Annotated in this window: 26 protein-coding genes; 14 read left to right on the forward strand and 12 right to left on the reverse strand. The window is 42.2% G+C overall.

Annotated features, from left to right (window positions below; genetic code table 11):
- The coding region (locus RMY64_RS35180) for a hypothetical protein (RefSeq protein ID WP_322702506.1) at positions 1-246 on the forward strand (246 nt) is incomplete at its 5' end.
- A 169-nt stretch (positions 247-415) separates the two neighbouring features.
- Here the strand turns inward: RMY64_RS35180 and RMY64_RS35185 are convergent.
- The gene (locus RMY64_RS35185; protein WP_322673221.1) at positions 416-1462 is read right to left on the reverse strand and encodes a DUF1611 domain-containing protein; all 1047 of its coding nucleotides are present in this window, start codon (positions 1460-1462) and stop codon (positions 416-418) included.
- Positions 1446-2498 carry a dipeptide epimerase gene (locus tag RMY64_RS35190; RefSeq protein WP_322673220.1) on the reverse strand — a complete coding sequence of 351 codons (1053 nt, stop codon included), beginning with the start codon at positions 2496-2498 and terminating at the stop codon, positions 1446-1448. The genes RMY64_RS35185 and RMY64_RS35190 overlap by 17 nt, the downstream gene beginning before the upstream one ends.
- 128 nt (positions 2499-2626) lie before the next feature.
- On the opposite strand from RMY64_RS35190, the gene RMY64_RS35195 reads away from it, so the two are divergent.
- From RMY64_RS35195 to RMY64_RS35205, 3 genes are all read left to right on the forward strand, one after another.
- Positions 2627-3178, forward strand: coding sequence for an NUDIX hydrolase (locus RMY64_RS35195; RefSeq protein ID WP_322673219.1), 552 nt, complete (start codon positions 2627-2629; stop codon positions 3176-3178).
- A gap of 220 nt (positions 3179-3398) precedes the next feature.
- Positions 3399-3782, forward strand: a complete 384-nt coding sequence (locus tag RMY64_RS35200; RefSeq protein ID WP_322673218.1) for a hypothetical protein — start codon at positions 3399-3401, stop codon at positions 3780-3782.
- A gap of 8 nt (positions 3783-3790) precedes the next feature.
- Positions 3791-4126: a hypothetical protein gene (locus RMY64_RS35205; protein ID WP_322673217.1), complete on the forward strand. Its 336-nt coding sequence runs from the start codon at positions 3791-3793 to the stop codon at positions 4124-4126.
- A 157-nt stretch (positions 4127-4283) separates the two neighbouring features.
- Here RMY64_RS35205 and RMY64_RS35210 read toward each other — a convergent pair whose 3' ends face one another.
- Positions 4284-5207: a nucleoside hydrolase gene (locus RMY64_RS35210; RefSeq protein WP_322673216.1), complete on the reverse strand. Its 924-nt coding sequence runs from the start codon at positions 5205-5207 to the stop codon at positions 4284-4286.
- Between the two features lie 15 nt (positions 5208-5222).
- Here RMY64_RS35210 and RMY64_RS35215 point away from each other — a divergent pair, with 15 nt between their 5' ends.
- Both RMY64_RS35215 and RMY64_RS35220 read left to right on the forward strand, forming a co-directional pair.
- Positions 5223-5654 carry a nucleoside deaminase gene (locus tag RMY64_RS35215; RefSeq protein WP_322673215.1) on the forward strand — a complete coding sequence of 144 codons (432 nt, stop codon included), beginning with the start codon at positions 5223-5225 and terminating at the stop codon, positions 5652-5654.
- A gap of 430 nt (positions 5655-6084) precedes the next feature.
- Positions 6085-7761, forward strand: a complete 1677-nt coding sequence (locus RMY64_RS35220; RefSeq protein ID WP_322702507.1) for an alpha-amylase family glycosyl hydrolase — start codon at positions 6085-6087, stop codon at positions 7759-7761.
- 140 nt (positions 7762-7901) lie between these two features.
- Here the strand turns inward: RMY64_RS35220 and RMY64_RS35225 are convergent, their stop codons facing one another.
- The 7 genes from RMY64_RS35225 to RMY64_RS35255 form a co-directional block, all read right to left on the reverse strand.
- Positions 7902-8159, reverse strand: coding sequence for a hypothetical protein (locus tag RMY64_RS35225; protein WP_322673503.1), 258 nt, complete (start codon positions 8157-8159; stop codon positions 7902-7904).
- The gene (locus RMY64_RS35230) at positions 8135-9514 is read right to left on the reverse strand and encodes a transposase (RefSeq protein WP_322702508.1); all 1380 of its coding nucleotides are present in this window, start codon (positions 9512-9514) and stop codon (positions 8135-8137) included. The genes RMY64_RS35225 and RMY64_RS35230 overlap by 25 nt, the downstream gene beginning before the upstream one ends.
- A 303-nt stretch (positions 9515-9817) precedes the next feature.
- Positions 9818-10225, reverse strand: coding sequence for a hypothetical protein (locus tag RMY64_RS35235; protein WP_322702509.1), 408 nt, complete (start codon positions 10223-10225; stop codon positions 9818-9820).
- Between the two features lie 9 nt (positions 10226-10234).
- Positions 10235-10495, reverse strand: a complete 261-nt coding sequence (locus tag RMY64_RS35240; protein WP_322673500.1) for a hypothetical protein — start codon at positions 10493-10495, stop codon at positions 10235-10237.
- Between the two features lie 77 nt (positions 10496-10572).
- On the reverse strand, positions 10573-10884 hold the full coding sequence (locus tag RMY64_RS35245) for a hypothetical protein (protein ID WP_322702510.1): 312 nt from the start codon (positions 10882-10884) through the stop codon (positions 10573-10575).
- Between the two features lie 314 nt (positions 10885-11198).
- Positions 11199-11417 carry a hypothetical protein gene (locus RMY64_RS35250; RefSeq protein ID WP_322673498.1) on the reverse strand — a complete coding sequence of 73 codons (219 nt, stop codon included), beginning with the start codon at positions 11415-11417 and terminating at the stop codon, positions 11199-11201.
- A 119-nt stretch (positions 11418-11536) separates the two neighbouring features.
- Positions 11537-11893: a hypothetical protein gene (locus RMY64_RS35255; RefSeq protein WP_322702511.1), complete on the reverse strand. Its 357-nt coding sequence runs from the start codon at positions 11891-11893 to the stop codon at positions 11537-11539.
- A gap of 571 nt (positions 11894-12464) precedes the next feature.
- Between RMY64_RS35255 and RMY64_RS35260 the strand changes: the two genes are divergently transcribed.
- From RMY64_RS35260 to RMY64_RS35280, 5 genes are read left to right on the forward strand one after another with little or no spacing between them, the layout of a single operon-like run.
- Entirely contained in the window at positions 12465-12815 is a 351-nt protein-coding gene (locus RMY64_RS35260; protein WP_322702512.1) for a helix-turn-helix transcriptional regulator, read from the forward strand.
- A gap of 58 nt (positions 12816-12873) precedes the next feature.
- Positions 12874-13572, forward strand: a complete 699-nt coding sequence (locus RMY64_RS35265) for a hypothetical protein (protein WP_322702513.1) — start codon at positions 12874-12876, stop codon at positions 13570-13572.
- 23 nt (positions 13573-13595) lie between these two features.
- Positions 13596-13829, forward strand: a complete 234-nt coding sequence (locus tag RMY64_RS35270) for a hypothetical protein (RefSeq protein ID WP_322702514.1) — start codon at positions 13596-13598, stop codon at positions 13827-13829.
- A 17-nt stretch (positions 13830-13846) separates the two neighbouring features.
- Positions 13847-14062, forward strand: a complete 216-nt coding sequence (locus RMY64_RS35275; RefSeq protein WP_322702515.1) for a hypothetical protein — start codon at positions 13847-13849, stop codon at positions 14060-14062.
- Positions 14055-14255, forward strand: coding sequence for a hypothetical protein (locus RMY64_RS35280; RefSeq protein ID WP_322702516.1), 201 nt, complete (start codon positions 14055-14057; stop codon positions 14253-14255). Before RMY64_RS35275 ends, RMY64_RS35280 begins: the two co-directional genes overlap by 8 nt.
- Before the next feature lie 49 nt (positions 14256-14304).
- Here the strand turns inward: RMY64_RS35280 and RMY64_RS35285 are convergent, their stop codons facing one another.
- On the reverse strand, positions 14305-14490 hold the full coding sequence (locus RMY64_RS35285; protein WP_322702517.1) for a hypothetical protein: 186 nt from the start codon (positions 14488-14490) through the stop codon (positions 14305-14307).
- 138 nt (positions 14491-14628) lie between these two features.
- Positions 14629-15210: a tyrosine-type recombinase/integrase gene (locus RMY64_RS35290; RefSeq protein ID WP_322702518.1), complete on the reverse strand. Its 582-nt coding sequence runs from the start codon at positions 15208-15210 to the stop codon at positions 14629-14631.
- Between the two features lie 224 nt (positions 15211-15434).
- Between RMY64_RS35290 and RMY64_RS35295 the strand changes: the two genes are divergently transcribed.
- From RMY64_RS35295 to RMY64_RS35305, 3 genes are all read left to right on the forward strand, one after another.
- Complete coding sequence (locus RMY64_RS35295; RefSeq protein ID WP_322702519.1) at positions 15435-15791, forward strand: hypothetical protein; 357 nt, start codon at positions 15435-15437, stop codon at positions 15789-15791.
- Positions 15791-16204, forward strand: coding sequence for a hypothetical protein (locus tag RMY64_RS35300; RefSeq protein ID WP_322702200.1), 414 nt, complete (start codon positions 15791-15793; stop codon positions 16202-16204). The genes RMY64_RS35295 and RMY64_RS35300 overlap by 1 nt, the downstream gene beginning before the upstream one ends.
- A 4-nt stretch (positions 16205-16208) precedes the next feature.
- Positions 16209-16905: hypothetical protein (locus RMY64_RS35305; protein ID WP_322702520.1), on the forward strand; the 697-nt coding region annotated here is incomplete at its 3' end.

The raw sequence follows: 16905 nt of genomic DNA on the forward strand, positions 1-16905 counted from the left end.
ATTCAACAAACGATCGCCCGAATTCAACAAACGATCGCCCGAATTCAATCAACGACCGCCCGAATTCAATCAACGATTGCCCGAATTCAACAAACGATCGCCCGAATTCAATCAACGACCGCCCGAATTCAATCAACGATCGCCCGAATTCAATCAACGATTGCCCGAATTCAATCAACGATCGCCCGAATTCAATATATTTATTGCATAAATTCTCAAAACCTCCCCCCAAACCTGATTTACTAAGGTTTTAGCTTTAGTTTTACCCCACTGGGGGAGAGGTCAAAATAGCACTCGTCGAACTCCTAAGAAATAAGGCAGGAGGCAGGAGGCAGGAGGCAGGAGGCAGAAGGAAAGAGGATTTGACTTGTTTTTTTCGCCCTTCCCGCAGATGCGCTTTCGTTGGAGACTCACGTTAATTATTCATCACCGCATCCAAAAGCACATTGGCGTCAAAGCGGACTACATCAGTGCAAGGTAGCCCCGTTTCTGCTATTGTTTGAGCGATGCTTTCCTGAGCCGCAGATTCATCTAAATGGGCTGTGTTCAATGCTATACCCGCTACAGAAACACTTCCAAAAGCACCACCAGCATTAGCAACAGCTTCATAAAGCCGAATCACCTCTGGTAAAGGTGGAATTATTACATGGGGATGATTGCGGACATGAACTTGTCCCGCCCGATGTACTAATATTAGTTGGGTTGGTTGCGAACCACGGATTAGGGGTAGAGTTGCTGTTGAACCAGGGTGTAGCAGCGAACCTTGTCCTTCAATATGCAAGATGTCGTAGTTTTTGCCATAGCGCATAACAATCTGTTCCACAGCACCCGCGGCAAAGTCTACCCGCACGGCATCTAAAGCTACACCGTCTCCTTCTAACATAATTCCAGTTTGCCCTGTGGCGAGGAATTTAGAACGCCAGCCCCGCAGTTTTGACGCCCAATGTAACTCTAGGCTAGTTGACATTTTACCAATTGCCATGTCGGTTCCCACTGTCAACACCCGCCGACACGGAAGAGTACGTGCCATTCCACTAGCAACGCTGATATTAGATGGCTCTTTGCGGACATCCCAAATTAGTTGCCCTGGTTTGAGCAGTGCATTTAATTCTGGGATACTTGCCATTGGTGTATGTAAACCATTCACTAAAGACATTCCCGCTTCTAAAGCTTCTTTGATTTCTAGCCAGTAATCATCTGGTACAGCACCACCTCCTGGAGCAATACCAATTACTAAAACTTCCGGTTTGTACTCTAGGGCTGCGGCTACCGATGCCACAATCGGCAGATCGCGCTTGATACCTGTTAATTCTGGTAGAGATTTACCAGCACACTCGCGATCGATTACGGCTACAATTGGGGCTTCACTGTAACGTAAAATTGCTAGCCCTGTTTTGCCGTGAGTCCCAATAGTCCCTTCATGTAGCAAGATAGCTACTCGTTGATTAAGTGGTAGACGCACTGTGTTGTACTCCCAAACCTGGTAAATCGTTTGGCAAAACTTTTCCTTGTTTTAGCAATGCACCCGTAAAAGGGTCATCAATTAAGTTCAGGTGACTGTCTAAATCTAAATAATCAGCTAGTGGCGCTAGCTGTAATGCTGCTGTATTAGCTAGCGAACTGTCAGAATAGCAACCGAACATTACTTGCAACCGATATGCTCGTGCTGTATGTACCATTCGCATTGCCTCTGTTAGCCCCCCTGATTTCATTAGTTTGATATTAATGCCATCCACGTAATTTGCCAAATCGGCAATATCAGCGCTGGTGAAACAACTTTCATCGACAAAGATAGGTAGGGGAGAGTGTTGTTTGAGTTTTGCTAAACTTGATTCCTCTCCCCGTGGCAATGGCTGTTCTACATACTTTATACCTAAATCAGCCAGCCAATTGCACATGGCGATCGCATCTTCTAAACTCCAACCCCCGTTGGCATCAACAAAAAATTCTAGTTCGGGTGCTTCTTCTCGCACTGCTAAAAGCATTTTTTGATCTGCATCTATGCCATCTGGGCTACCTAGCTTCACCTTAAAAAGACGGACATCTGTAAATTGTAACCAGTCTCGCGCTCTCGCCCTAGCGCCTTCAGGTGAATTAATCCCAATTGTGACTGAAGTCGGGACTATTTGATTGCGATCGAGTCCCCAAAGTTGCCACAAGGGTAATCCTACGCACTTACCCAACCAGTCATGCATTGCCATATCCAAGGCAGCTCTTGCAGCAGAAGGAATTTGATTTTGTATTAAAACTTGCTCAATTTCCTGACGTTGTAAGGGACTGAATGCTTGTAACAGAGGCACAACTTGCTCTAGAGTATCTTTGATTGCATCAGTTGATTGCCGATGATTACCCACACCAAATGGCGATGCTTCCCCCCAGCCTTCGATGCGATCGTGTGAAATTCTCACCCATACATTTGTTGTCTGTGCCGTTGTACCTCGACTAATAGTCAGCGGAAATCTCTTGTTTACTGTAAATAATTTTACATTTATTTGCATACTTATTTTACATATTATGTTATTGCAAAAGCCAGTGTAAGTTCAAAATTTAGATTATCGGATACATCTGTTATACTTTTTTACATTCATTGATTAACGACTAAAGTTTTTATAGATTATTTTTATTTATGAACAACTTAAAGAAATGGAAGATTTTAAAATCAAAAATGGTTTTAGATAATCCTTGGTGTCAGGTAAGGCAAGATGAAATAGAATTATCAAATGGTAAAATTATAGATGATTATTTTGTCAGTATTAAGCCTGAAGTTGCGATGATTTTACCTATCACTAGTAATAGAGAAATTATTTTTGTCCGGCAATATAGACACGCCGTAGGTGAATTTTTCTTGGAACTGCCAGCAGGGAATTTCGATCCGACAAAAGAGAGTGCAGAAATAGCAGCAATTAGAGAACTGAGAGAAGAGACTGGTTATATTCCCCAAGAATTTAAAAAAATTGGAACTTTATACGATAAGCCGAGTAAAGATACCAATAAAATACATTTATTTTTAGCAGAAAATGCGAGCAAAGTCGGAGAGCAACAACTAGATATTACAGAAGATATTGAAGTCGTATTAATTCCTGTAGAATCAATTTTAGAGAAAATTATTCAGGGAGAAATTTCTGTTGCTGGAACTGTAGCTGCTCTCTTTTTAGGTTTAAAATTGATTAATTATTAATAATCATTATACCTCTTTTCTGTTGAAACAAATACTTGATACGAATTGCATTGTGAAACTTTTACAGCAACTTTTTGTGGACGCTAGAGTATAGAATAATATTAATAAAGTTTCCATATAATGTCCTTGTAAGAATAATGTACAGAATTTTTCTGTATATAACTGTTACTATGCTAAAGATAGAGGGCAAGTAGCTAAATTCAAATTGGTGGTTTGTAACGTGGATGTTCTAATTGAGTCAACAAGAAGCTTTGAAAAGGATCTTGGCAAGCTGAGTGAAGAGGGAAAAGCCGCAACGATTAAAAAAATTAATGATTGTGCTAATCTCTTCCCAACTAAAAATGCTGACGTTTATCGTAAGTTGCGTCGTCTTCCTCTACCGTCAGATATTAATGGCTATGAATCTTCACTCTACACACTAAGGGTTTCGCAGAAACTAAGGGTGATTTTGACAGTTGACGAAGATCCAATTTTTGGGCAAGTTATTTTTACTCTTTTTCGAGTGGTCAAACACGATGATCTTGATAAGGCATATAAAAGTGTGGCAGAGTCTTTGTATCAAGAATTACTCCACCACAATCAAGAAACTGCCCGGATTTCGTAAGTTGGTTTATGGCACAAACCCTTACTCTGTGTGATGAATACGGCATTATTTATCAAGCTATGAAGATTTTGCCAGATGACGAGCTAAAGATTGCTTTTCTTGAAGCTTTGGCAGAACTTGAAGATAATGAGTGTCACAGAACAAGAAAATTTCCAAAAACGAGGCTGCACAAAGTAAAAGGTGTGAAGCAGGCAGTTTATCGTGCTGATATCGATAAAGTCTCAGGTTGGCGTATCCATGTTCAATATATTAATGGGCAAATTCATCTCAAGGATATTATTGAGGGGCAAAGACACGATGATGTAATTGAGGTGATTAAATCTAAAAAGGCACGCTATGATTAATTTTCAGTCTGAAATAGTGTCTTACTCAAAAAAAATATTTGCACCGAAATGCTCCAATATGGTCGGTTGAGTTGCAGAATTTGTCTGCAACTGGTGAGCTTTGTCGTTAGTTTTCGGTAGCAAGTTTGAGTATGCACGTCAGCTAATTTTTAGTTTTCTACCTTGCCCATTGCTGCAAGATGTAAGCATAAAAAGCCTCTTTATCTACCTTATCCATTGCATAAATTTTCCGACCACCAGGAACTACTTTAGTACGCCCTTGACTAAGACCAGTGGTGATAATTTCTGTTTCCCATTCGCGCAATTGATAAAATTCTGGATGTCCTAGATAAGCTGTTGCTAAGACATCCCAAAAATAATAATCTTGAGGAATAACCAGTGCATAACATTGTCCGGCTAAATCAGAGATGGGATAGTGGCGTTGTCGTGCCATTTTATATACTAACTCCGATGTAACTGGGACATTGTTAGTCAAATCTAAAGGACACATAATAATTTCAATTTGGGTTTGCCATACCCGTGCTGCTGAAACTGCATCCCAATAAACATTCCATTCGGCGGAACCATCTTGTCCTGCTTCCAGACTTTTTTCCACATTACCGCCAACATTCAACGCACCCCCCATCCACACAATCTTTTGAATCTTGGCTTCAATATCTGGTGCTTTGTCTAAAGCCACTGCTACCGTCGTCAAAGGGCCAGTTACCATCAACGTTACGGGACTTGAGGCGTCGCGTAGCACCTGTATCATAAAATCTTGACCTGTTTCGGCAACTAATGGCGTAGTGATGGTTTCGCTTTGATTGAGAATGGGGAGATGGTCAACGATAAACGAATCACGGCGATAGAGAGTAGGAAATGGATTGATCCCGCGCACAGTGCTTTCTGCCACCGGGATATGAGAAAATCCCATCAAATCTATAATTTTACGTGTGGCGCTAACAGCCGGTTGAACGTAGCAATCTGCTGGAGTGACAACAACACCAAGGAGTTCAATATGCTCCATCGTCAACAGCAGCATAGTTGCCAGATAATCATCTACACCGCCATCGTGATCCATTAATACAAGTTGTTTTGTCATAAAAGGAGAATTAATATGGATGAGTTTATGGAAGCTGCAATTCAAGAAGCAAAACAAGGCAGACAAGAAGGTGGAATTCCTATTGGTTCGGTTCTTGTCAAGGATGGCAAAATTCTCGGCAGAGGACACAATAAACGCGTGCAAGACGCCGATCCCGTTACCCACGCCGAAATCGATTGTCTCCGCAATGCTGGAAGAGTTGGCAGTTATAGAGGTACTACACTCTATTCAACTTTAATGCCGTGTTACCTCTGCGCTGGGGCAGTGGTACAATTTGGCATTAAAAAAGTCATCGCTGGAGAATCTAGAACTTTTCCTGGTGCTAAAGAATTTATGGGATCTCACGGTGTGGACGTTATCGATCTTAATCTTGACGAATGCGAACAAATGATGAGTGAGTTTATTGAAACTAACCCCGAACTTTGGAATGAAGATATTGGTAAATAGTCATTTGTCATTTGTCATTTGTCATTTGTCATTTGTCATTAATTATCTATCCTCCTCTGCTTCCTACTACCCACTATCCATTTTTTAAGGATAGATATTTAAAAATCAGCCAGTAGCAAGAGTAATGTGATGCCAGAAAATAATCACTGCGTTTACTGTCTTGAAATAGAAATTTAATTCCAGAAGGTATGGAATCAAATTTGAGAACGAAACCCCAGATACAATTGAGCAAAACTATCATATCATGTCCGCATAAGTAGTTATGATTTAGATAGCTATTGCACCTCTAAAATCATAGCGATCGCACTATCTGTCTGAAGTCCTGGAAATTAGGAAAATATTGATAATACTTAAGAAAGAAGCTACTAATTATTTTATATTACACAATAATTTTAGTTACTATAACTAGCTAAAATTTAAAAGTGTGAAAATGGCAAATTTAACTGAATTTTCCTTATTTGCTCCTCGCAACAAAGGAGCAGCTTTAATTGGGTCTTTTTCAGATTGGAAAGAAATTCCCATGTCAAAAGGTGAAGATGGTTATTTTCGCACGAAAATAAAATTAGAAAACGGTGTTTATCAATATAAATTTCGCATTCAAACCAAAAGCCCAAATTTTGCAGTTGATGAATGGATAGATATCATCGATCCTAAAGCGACAGATGTTGATGAAACAGAAAAATACGGCATAGTACGCATTCAAGATGGACAACACATTGTTGATAATTACCTTTGGCAAAACAATGAAATGCCGTTGCCTGATAACCGAGAATTAGTCATATATGAAATACACGTTGCCGATTTTACTGGTGATGAAGTTGATTCTAACGAGCGAGGCAAATATTTAGGGATAATTGCTAAGTTAGATTATCTTTGCGAATTGGGAATTAATGCAATTGAATTAATGCCAGTTAATGAGTACCCTGGTGATTATAACTGGGGCTATAAAGTTCGCCACTTCTTTGCTACAGAATCTAGTTACGGTTCAACAGAAGATTTAAAGCGGTTGATTGACGAGTGTCATGGTAGAGGCATTCGCGTCTTTATGGATGGAATTTATAACCATACAGATGAAGAATGCCCTTTAATACTAATCGATCGAAATTACTGGTATTACGAACACAAACATTATCCTGAAGACGCAGATAATTACTGGGGGCCAGAGTTAAACTATGATAATTACGACAAAAATTTAAATATTAAACCTGCATGGGAATACATCGGCGATGTGGTAAAATTTTGGATTCAGGAGTATCACATTGATGGAATTCGCTTTGATGCAGTGCGGCAATTGGCTAACTTTGAATTTTTCAACTGGCTGACTAAGGAAGCGAAAAATTATGCTGCGCCCAAACAGTTTTACAACATTGCTGAACACATTCCCGATACAAAGACTGTAGTCCAGCCAGATGGCCCATTAGATGCTTGTTGGCATGAGAGTTTTCGCTACTTTCTAGTTCCATATATTTGTGGGAAATCATTTGAATTAGAACAATTCAAGCAGATTTTAGATGCTAAACAGCAGGGTTATGCGATCGCTACCAATGTAATTAATTATTTGGCAACCCACGATCGCGAACGTGTATTACGAGAATTAGGCAATTGTAGCATCTTTGACACACCCGCATTTGAACGAGCTAAGTTAGCTGCTGCTGTGTTAATGACAGCGATGGGTATACCGATGCTGTGGATGGGAGAAGAGTTTGGCGAATATCAGCAAAAAAGCGAAGATGTGACTAAGCCGCGCAAGGTTAATTGGTCTTTATTGTCAAGCGGCCAGAATCATGATTTATTTGAGTATTATCAAAAGTTGATTGCTCTACGCCAGCAAAATCCAGCTTTGCAAAGTGACAATATTAAGTTTTTCTACGAAAATGCAGCTGAGAAAGTGCTGGCTTACACCCGTTGGGATAAGCAGAATTCTCATGTCGTTGTCGTGGTAAATTTCTCCGACCAAAATCTAAATCAATATAAAATTTCAGACTTTCCAACTGCTGAGTATTGGCGAGATTGGGTTAGCAATCAAGAAGTGAAATCTAAAGAGGATGGTTTAGTTACTGACTTACCAAGCTATACAGCTAAAATATTTGTTTCAAATTCAGGGTAACTGAAAGTTTTGCGGAATGGTAGTCACATAACCGTCACATAAGCTCAGAGTTAACTTAGAGACAAGTCATAGTTAACTTAGAGACAAGTTAGTTGGCGGTGTGGTAGCTATGGACTTGATAATTAGGTCGTAATGACCAGCTATCGCCTCGTCCCAAGTTGAGTAAAGGCGCTTTCACCATTACAGCTACCTCCGGTTACTAACGTCTCAAAAATCTGAGGTTTATCAGCAGTTCCAATATTTAGATTTACCCCAAGAAACACGGTTGAAACGCTGATATAGCCACTCAAAACAGAAAGAATAACTTGCGTGTTAGCCTCTGTTCTCCAGATTGCCCATTCTTCAAAGTTGACGGCAACGGGTGTATGACCCTCTAATTTGTAGTATCGATTAAACATGTTTGACATAATTGTTGAAACAGTAGGTTAACTACCTTACTCATTAGCTTTCCTTGTATGTGCTTACCGCCGAGTAATTTTTCACCCTGTTCGCTAACATTAGCTTTGAGTGAGTCGCGGTAATCAATCAACTCCTTGGTTAGTTCGTTTTTTGGTAGCCTTCCCGTTTCAACGCCGGTTAAGACGTACTGCCAAAGGCTAATTCGGCATAAGGATGAACCACTAGCTTTTTCAACTAAACCATCTCCTGACTGCTCTAAAACTGTTCCCATCCCCAAACGCATTTTGAAAGTGTCGCGGCTGCGGTTGCGTTTAATTCGTTTGGTGTCGCCAGCCAAACGTCTGACGGTGGTTTCTCCATTTTTGCGATCGCGCTCAGTTTTCTTGACCTCCCGCACCTCATATTCAATGACTGGCTTGCCGTTGACACCCAGGAACGACTCAAAGGGATAAATTCTCGTCAGGAGTCGCGATCGCACTCGTAACCCAAAACCAAACTTATCAAACACGCTCATGTAAGGCTTAAATTCATCTTCGGAGAGCATTTGAGTGATTCTTGCCTCTAAGTGCTGCTCAAAAAGTGAGATATCGCACATCCAGCCAGCGTGTAGTTCTAGAATCGGGTCAAACTCAATCTCGTAGTCCTTGGCAATGGAGATTTTATAGCGATTTTCGATTCTGGTTTTCCCGGCGGGCGAAATCTCCAGCCTCTTAGCTAACCATGCCCACAGGGGCGGTAGCAATCCTGGCTTACTAGACGCGCTCTTGGTGTGCGCCATTTCTGGAAACTGCCAAGCCAGAAGCTGACGGGCATAATTCACAATTGGCGATTGCACCCGGTTGAGATGTTCGAGTTGCTGGCACAGATCCCGCAGCTCGTCAATTGGCTCTGGTCGATGCATGAGAAAGTATCTCATGTTTAGTTCCCCAGTCTCCAGTCGGTGATCTGGATCGTGACCGTAAGCAGCCATTGCTAAAGCATCAGCTGGATCGCTTTTGTTCGGGAGGTTTTTACCACCCCGGTAACGCCGCAATTCGATGTGACCAACCCAAAGAATTTTGATTTCTAGCTTTTTAAGGATGGATGCCCACAGTCTTGAATAGTGGTTTCCGGTTGGCTCTAAGATTGCATAATCTGGCTTGATTTCTGCTAGGTAATTAGCAAAGTCAAACGCTGATTTTTGCTTCTTCTTAGCATCAGGATTGGAGTAAAAAGCCGGATATAAAATAGATGCTTTATTTCTTGTTTTATTCCAATATGCTTGTAATCCGCCCTTGGGATATTGTGTTAAAATATGGCAAGTTACGCTTGATTTACTAACATCAATACCCAAAATAGTTGATTCTGTTTTCATGGTTCTGCAAGACATGAGTGGTGGTTTTCAAGGATGCCAGTCCTTTGATTGACCCGAACTTTATAGCGCACGAATCACCCTAACGCCCCACATATAAGGGGCGCGATTCAGGAGTAAACGCATTCGGGGAGTTAACTAGAGTTGTGCCGCGCATGAATTTGAGAACGCCACAATTGAGGGGCGCAATTCACAGTGAACGCCGCACTTTCTCTGATTAACTTGCGGATGCTTTGGACACAATCCGCGACGGTGGCAGCGATGCCACCGTTTCGGCTAGTGTGTCAGCTAGCCATCATCAGGCGTTTAATAATCCTCATCATCTTCGTCATAATTGTCGTCTTCCTCATCTTCGGTTTGTGTGACAACTTCAGACTCAACAGTGACAGCAGTAAGCAAATTTCTAAATTGAGGCATTGAAGGAGCAGCAGGATTTAGCCCTTGGGCTTTTAAAAATTCAGCCGTAGCATCCCATTCTTTACGCAATGTATTGAGCTTCTTTTCTAATTCAGTACATTCGCGCCAAATTTTACTCCTCTCATCGTAAAGGTCTTCAGCTTTTTTGCCGACAATTCTTTTAGCTCTTTCTCGCAACTCTTCTACAATTGATTCAATAGATTCTGCTTCATCTAATTCAACTGAAAAGCCAATTCGCTCATTGCTATAACTACCAATTGAAATTAGAAAGTGTGCATGGATTGTTTTGATTTTCATGTTTATTACCTAAGAGAAATCTCTACGATTTTTAAGGCGGTGATTGCCAGGGCGTTCAGTTAACAGTGTGACTGCCTCTGACCAAGCAGCGATTAGACTTGCAGCATCTTCACCGAAGAATGTTTGCTTGTCACCGTTGTGCCAAGTTACTACGGCAGTCCGGGTAGGCAAGTCTTCAAACTGAATTTGGCGGATTTGGGCGAGATTTATCCAGCCAGCGGCCGGTAATTTGCAACTAAACACGGATGGGGTATTAATAATGGTGTGCATTTTGGTAAACTAATTTTGGTATGAATCTATGGCGATCGCATTCTTTGGTAGGGAGGCGTTCGCCTAAAAAACTTCAGCTAAAATCCGTCGGGGATATCATCTGAGTCTGGCTCATCCTTGATTTTTCCGAGTCTTTGGAGTTCATTTTTTAAACTCTCAACCTCTAAAGAGAGAGCCGTTAATTTTTTCTTCCTGTCTCTGATTTCCTCATCAATTAGCTTGTGTATCGCCTTCTCATGAATTTGGCGCTCAACACTTTCTATAAGATTTTGTGTCGCAATTTCTTGGTCTTCATAGTCATCAGGTATTACGGCAGTTTTCTCTAATCTGCACGAATCGTAATCGCCAAGATTCAGAACTCTTTGGTAAGTGATGGTTGTTACTTGCATTTGCTGAAAATGTGATATTTTTTACTTGTACACGTTTGAAGTGTTTGGGTAGATGAATTCATTTGCGATCGCACTCCAACCAGACGCGCGATCGCTTTTGAATTATGACTACAACCCAAACTCTGTAAGGCGGTCACGGAAAACCACCTCAATCGGGTTTGGGGAGAATTTTCTCATCATTTGATGGTAGCTATCAGCATCGTTGCGTTTTCTAAATTGTGACAAGATAACCCAGTTGCAAGGCGTTACTTGTTTGACAACGATCCAATCAAAAAGCTGTTGTCGATAAGTCATAGGTAAATGCTCTTGTTAAATTATGTTGGGTAATTTTCTTTAAGAAACTGGTGCAGTTGCTCATCAGAAAAGCTATGAAACTTTTTTTGACCAGCGTCGATATATTTCATTCGGTGTTCAATCGCCGATTGTCCTGTATGTTTGGCTAAATCATCCGTAACTAGGGCATAAGCGACAACTAGATATGACAGAAAGTCATTGGAAAGAAGCACATCAGATTTTCGTTTTGTAATCCTCATAATTGCCTAACTTTGATAACAAGTAAAACCAGTCAACCATCAGCAATTGACTGGTTTAAAGTACTTCGGCTTATATAAATGAAAGTTATTTCATAGGCATATTCCTCTTGTAAAAATAGTCAAGCTTGAGGGCGCGGTGGTGAAGAGTTAGCCGTGCCCTTAATAATTAGGCGGCCATTGCGATCGCGATCCATTACCAAGTCGGCGCGGGGTGCAATTGATAAATTTCGGATTCTGCACCGGGGCGGTTTTTTAGTCCGCAGCGCTGCGGGCGGTAATTCTGATGGCAGCAACTCTTCATGGAAATCTCGCTCAACGGCACGCGCCAAGCCAGGGCGGGAACGATAAATCATCCCGTGGGCATCGTCAAGCAGTTCGGTTAAGGTTTTAACCTGGCTTTTCAACTGCTCAATTTCTGTTTCTAGTTGGCGTATCCGTTTTTTTCGTGTTACATACTTTCCCTTAATCTCTGTCATATAAAAAAAGTGCGACCGGCCGCAGTTTTGCGCGAAATTCATAAGAAACTGTGAGCAATTGCATAACCACACGGTGATTAGCAATTTCGCGATCGTGCATCTGTGCGTGAGCCATTACCTACACGCCAGCCTCTGCGGGATTTTCACCCAGGTCTTAATTTCCACAGCCCACCGTGTCACCACGTCGGCATAAGCCCATTGGTAATGTGGAATGCCCTACTAAGGTCGGTTACAGATTGCGGCCGCATACAAATGCACGTCACCAGCTTTTATTCAAGCCGCGACTTGTATAGACAAACACTTCAGTTCTCGACTTGCTGACTTCACCACTTACGGGACACTGGTAGCCTGAAACACTCTTCATCAGCTTTCAACGGCTATTACACAAAGTGCTAATTTTCCCGGATTTGGCAAAAGCTACTGAGATGAGACACTTTAGGTGAAACCAGCCAAAATACCTGTCCCTTACCGAGTCAGTTACGTCGGCTGGTCTTTTTTGTCCACTAACTAGCAGTTTACTGCCAGATACTTTTTGTGTCAAGCAGTTTACTGCTAGCACTAATTTGCTAGTATGAATGAAGAAAATCGAGAGCAGCCAACCTTGAAAGGACTTCGAGAAAGCGCAAACCTAACTCAACCAGAATTAAGCCGTCGAATGAAAGTAGGCATTCGTATTATTGGTGACTGGGAGAGGGGAGAATCTATCCCCAGGTTTGATCGTGCTATTGCATTAGCTCGTGAACTGGGGGTTTCCCTTAAGATTCTTGCAAAGTCAATGCAGATAGATGTCGCTGACCTACTTGATGATGGCCCATCCCTTGCTCAGTTGAAAGCTATATGCAGAGATTTGGGCATTACAGAGGTGGGCGAACTTCCAGACGACTGGAAGCAACTCAAGCGATCGCACAAGTCCGAAATCTAAAAAACTCGCCACAGTGCTTGCTTACAGCACTGTGGCGGGGATTAACACTAACCTAATTATGACGGAATCCGACAACGGAGCGGCCCCCAGGCAGCTGACATTGTTCGCGGTGGAGTCGATCGAAGAAGCTGCGGCTCCTCCCCTCCCCTCTGATTCTTACTGGGATGAAATAACCAATGGCGATCGTTGGAATCCTGCACACTTCACAGAAGCACCGCGTCAAGTAGATGACGACGGTCAAGTTTCTGTTTTTTACGATCGCAGTGATGAACCACCAGACCCAGACGATTTTTTAAATCTGACCGAATTTGAGCAAGCCTGGAGTGATTGGGAGTCAGGCCGTGTTCTGGAACAGGATACACAGCAGAGTGCATTAATCAGTAGTCACTCGCAAAAAACCAGGGGCGATCGCCCAGCTCTTGTTCTGGAACGTGATACACAAAATCCTGTTCCAGAACAAAAAACCTCAGGATTGGGGGACTATACCGATGTTCCAGAACACATTAAAACCGTTCCAGAACATCTTCACTGGGTAGAAAAGTACTGTCCTTCCAAACGCAAAGACAACCATTATTACCGCTATTGCTGGAAGACCGGGAGGAAGATTAAGCATCGGCATATTGCCGGAGGTAATGTGCGATCGCAGTTGGCGCAGCACAGGAAGCAGGAAGTTGAGATTGCGATCGCGGATGGGCAGCCGCCAAGTGAGATCGAAAAGTTGATTCACTCCTGGCGCTGCCCCATGCCCAATAACTAATAAACCCTAATCACTTTTGACCAATGAAGAAACAAACGATTCACGTAGCTCTTGCTATATACCCTCAGAAAAATCAGCTTATTGCCCTGTGCTGGCATACAGATAAAAGTAGAGCCGGGGATGTGGGTACAGCCCTGGCTCAACAAAACGGACTTGCTTTTTTCGGTGTTACCAGCTGTGAAAATGCTGATTTTGAAGCAGATTCTACATTTCCAGATGACCACTGGTTGAACAAAAAACTGACAAATGACTTATGACTTATGACTTATGACTTATGAACAGAGAAGAAGCAGTAAACGCGAATAAGCGTGATTGGCAGGCGGCTAACTGCCACGAACTGTATTGCGACCACCAACTACGAGAGATGATAGAACCCCTAAGCCGATTCTCGGATGCTGAGTTAGTGGGGTTAAAGCGGGTACTGGTAGCTATGAGTGAAGAAATACAACAGATATTAAACCAAGAATGTGGGAGAGAAGGGAATGCCTAGACCAAAAAACATTTTCGTTAATCTTGGTTTGAACGAACAGGAAAATATTGTCCAACTGACTGTTCGTACCTCATCTGCTGAATTGGCACTAAAAGTCTACAACTCATTGGAATTCTGGTTGATTGAAGCCAAACGGGATGACCTAGAGCTTGACTGGGAGATAGACAATAATCCAGATGCAAACCAGGAGTAAAGTTTGTCCCAATGCCCAATGCCCAATGACGAATGACGAATAACTAAGTTTATTCCCCGTCGTCATCGTCATCCTCAGAGATGACGATATTCACACAGTCAGACCCAGCCTCAAAACCGATGATGGTAAACGTTTCACCATAGGCATCTGTCAGACAAATATTTGCTTCCCCTGGAAAGTCCCGTAATTCTTGAATCAGTTCTTCTATAGTCAGTTCTTTGGTTTCAGTGGTCATATTTTTGTCCTGTGAAAAATGCGATCGCACAAATAGGATAGAGTGCGATCGCGCAAGTAAATCCAATGCAGTGAATGTTAGGTGTTATCAACCTAGTCCAGCTTACCTGCCTTCCTTAAACTTTGTCAGATGGCTTAGTTATAGAGTTGCGATCGCGGCGCGAACCTCATCGATATCAACTTCTAAATATGGGTCTAACCCTTTGTTGTCGCGGTGTCCGGTGATTTTGCGAATTACAGCTTTATCAACGCCATTTTTCCGCAATCTGTTTACCAAACTCCGGCGGGCAGTGTGAGTGGAAATTCCCCTAGTAGCCATTCCAGCTTTGTCTGCTGCTCTCTGGAGGATATCGTAAGCATTGCGCCAAGTAATAGGCTTTGTACCGCACCGCGAAGGGAAAAGCCATACAGAGTCAGATGGCTCAAATCTAGAAAGCGATTCAAGTAGATTTTCGTGAACTGCAATCTCTACCGTCTCTGCTGTTCCGTCTGGTCGGTGCTTGCGGATAATGGCAGGGAAAATTAGCACATCTTTGGGCGAACCATTGCGATCGTAAACATCACTGACCTTCAGTTGAATAAGGGCCCCCCAGCGCTCACCTGTGTACCACGCCAAATCCCAAAGTAATTTATACTTATCAGTTTTGATCTGCTTTCGGATTTTAGCAAAATCACTATCGACAATGACCGCTGCTTTTCCGTATCTGTTATTTTTAGGCATATAAGAACTTGAACTTTGTATATTCCGGTTTCACCTTTATTTCAGGTAAAAGCGGAATTTCCTAAATATTCACTATTAGTAAATATTCGCTCAATCCTATTGTTGGCAAGCAATACGCGTCATCGGGATATATACCACTTCTACATAAAAGTGGAACATTTACATTATTTTGATTAGTTCATACAACGGATTTATTCACTTCATCTAAATCCGATTTAAAACTCATGGCAGAACCAACTTTAGTCCAAGTTTTTGGAACAGGGGTAACGCGGCTAGCAAGTGGAGCAACAACACCAAGCGCAGGGTTGTTTATTCCTGATTCAGCATTACAAACAGCAGGATTATCGACTCCTTCTACAGCGACAGCAGAAGGTCATTTAGTCGCAATTGCGGTCAATGCCAAAAGTTATCTCACTCAAACCAACTTTGATGCAAATCCTGACCAGTCTTTAATCGTTACAGACGGATTTTCAAGTTTCACCACAAGAGGAACTAATAACACCCCATATAGGCAAGATCAATTAACTTTGAGCCTTGCAAAAATTGACACAAATTCAACAATTGACCCGGATAATTACTAATGTCAGGATGTGGCGTATCGGGTACTTGGAATTTAATAACTCGACTGTATAACACTGGAAACCGCGACTATACAGAAACTTATCCTGGCTTTGCAGACGACAATCCGATTCTGGTTAGCGCAAGTCCAACCATGAATTTGATTTCGTCGTGTGATGGAAGAATTTTTCTTGCAAACTGGGGCAATGGTTATATTGTCTCCAAATCGTTCGTTCCCAATCCGAGCGAGAAATATGACTGTGTTAACGGCGCTTGCATAAAAAAATCTGTATATAGCACCCCAGGGATTTACCAATCACTATCCGATTGTGAAGTTGCTTGCGGCACTGGCTGTAGTGGTCAGTGCATCAGCAATTCTGATTGGGCGCAGATTGAAGGTTTATCTAGTCAATTAAAAAATAGGAATTGCGGCTAAATATATGAGTACCTCCAGCGTAATTGGGAGTATGCAATCAGCGCTCAATTGCGCTGGTAAGTGCGATTGTTGCGAGAAATTGCAGCAGCAAATAAATGCTATTAATGCCAGATTATCGGCAATCAAGCCAGTAAACGAAAGCGCACTGAAAAACAGTATCAAAGCTTCATTGCAACCAGACATTACTATTGCTGTAGCTGGTGGTATAGCTGTTATAACCAACAGATACGGGCCGCAGATTACAGATGCGGTATTAGGAAGCAAGAACGCACAAAATGCGGTAAAACAACTCGAACCCAAAATTACTGATGCTGTACTTGGTGGACAAGCGGGAAGACAAGCTCGTGCCAGAGTTGAATCACTCGATCAATACGTAAATACAGTAAGCAGAACAGCTACGAGTGCATCAACTGAAGCGGCTACTGCATCAAGAGCAGCTCTGAACACATCCCTAGAAGTATCAGGCTTACGCAACTTTGCTGACGGAATCGGTAAACAAGTAAACGCTTTCGGTCGCACTCTTACAGCAGTTGAGAAAGCTGTGGGTGATGCCACGGTTGCAGCTGCAAAAGCAGTGGGTATCAGTAGTGAAGCGCTTGCGGCAACTGGGCGACTCGCGGGTAGAATCCTTGAAATCTTTCAGGTCATCGGCACGATATTTACCATAATTGAGCAACTACAAACACTAGTTATTCTTGGCG

The organism is Nostoc sp. DedQUE08 (genome assembly GCF_034530895.1).
Lineage (GTDB): Bacteria > Cyanobacteriota > Cyanobacteriia > Cyanobacteriales > Nostocaceae > Nostoc.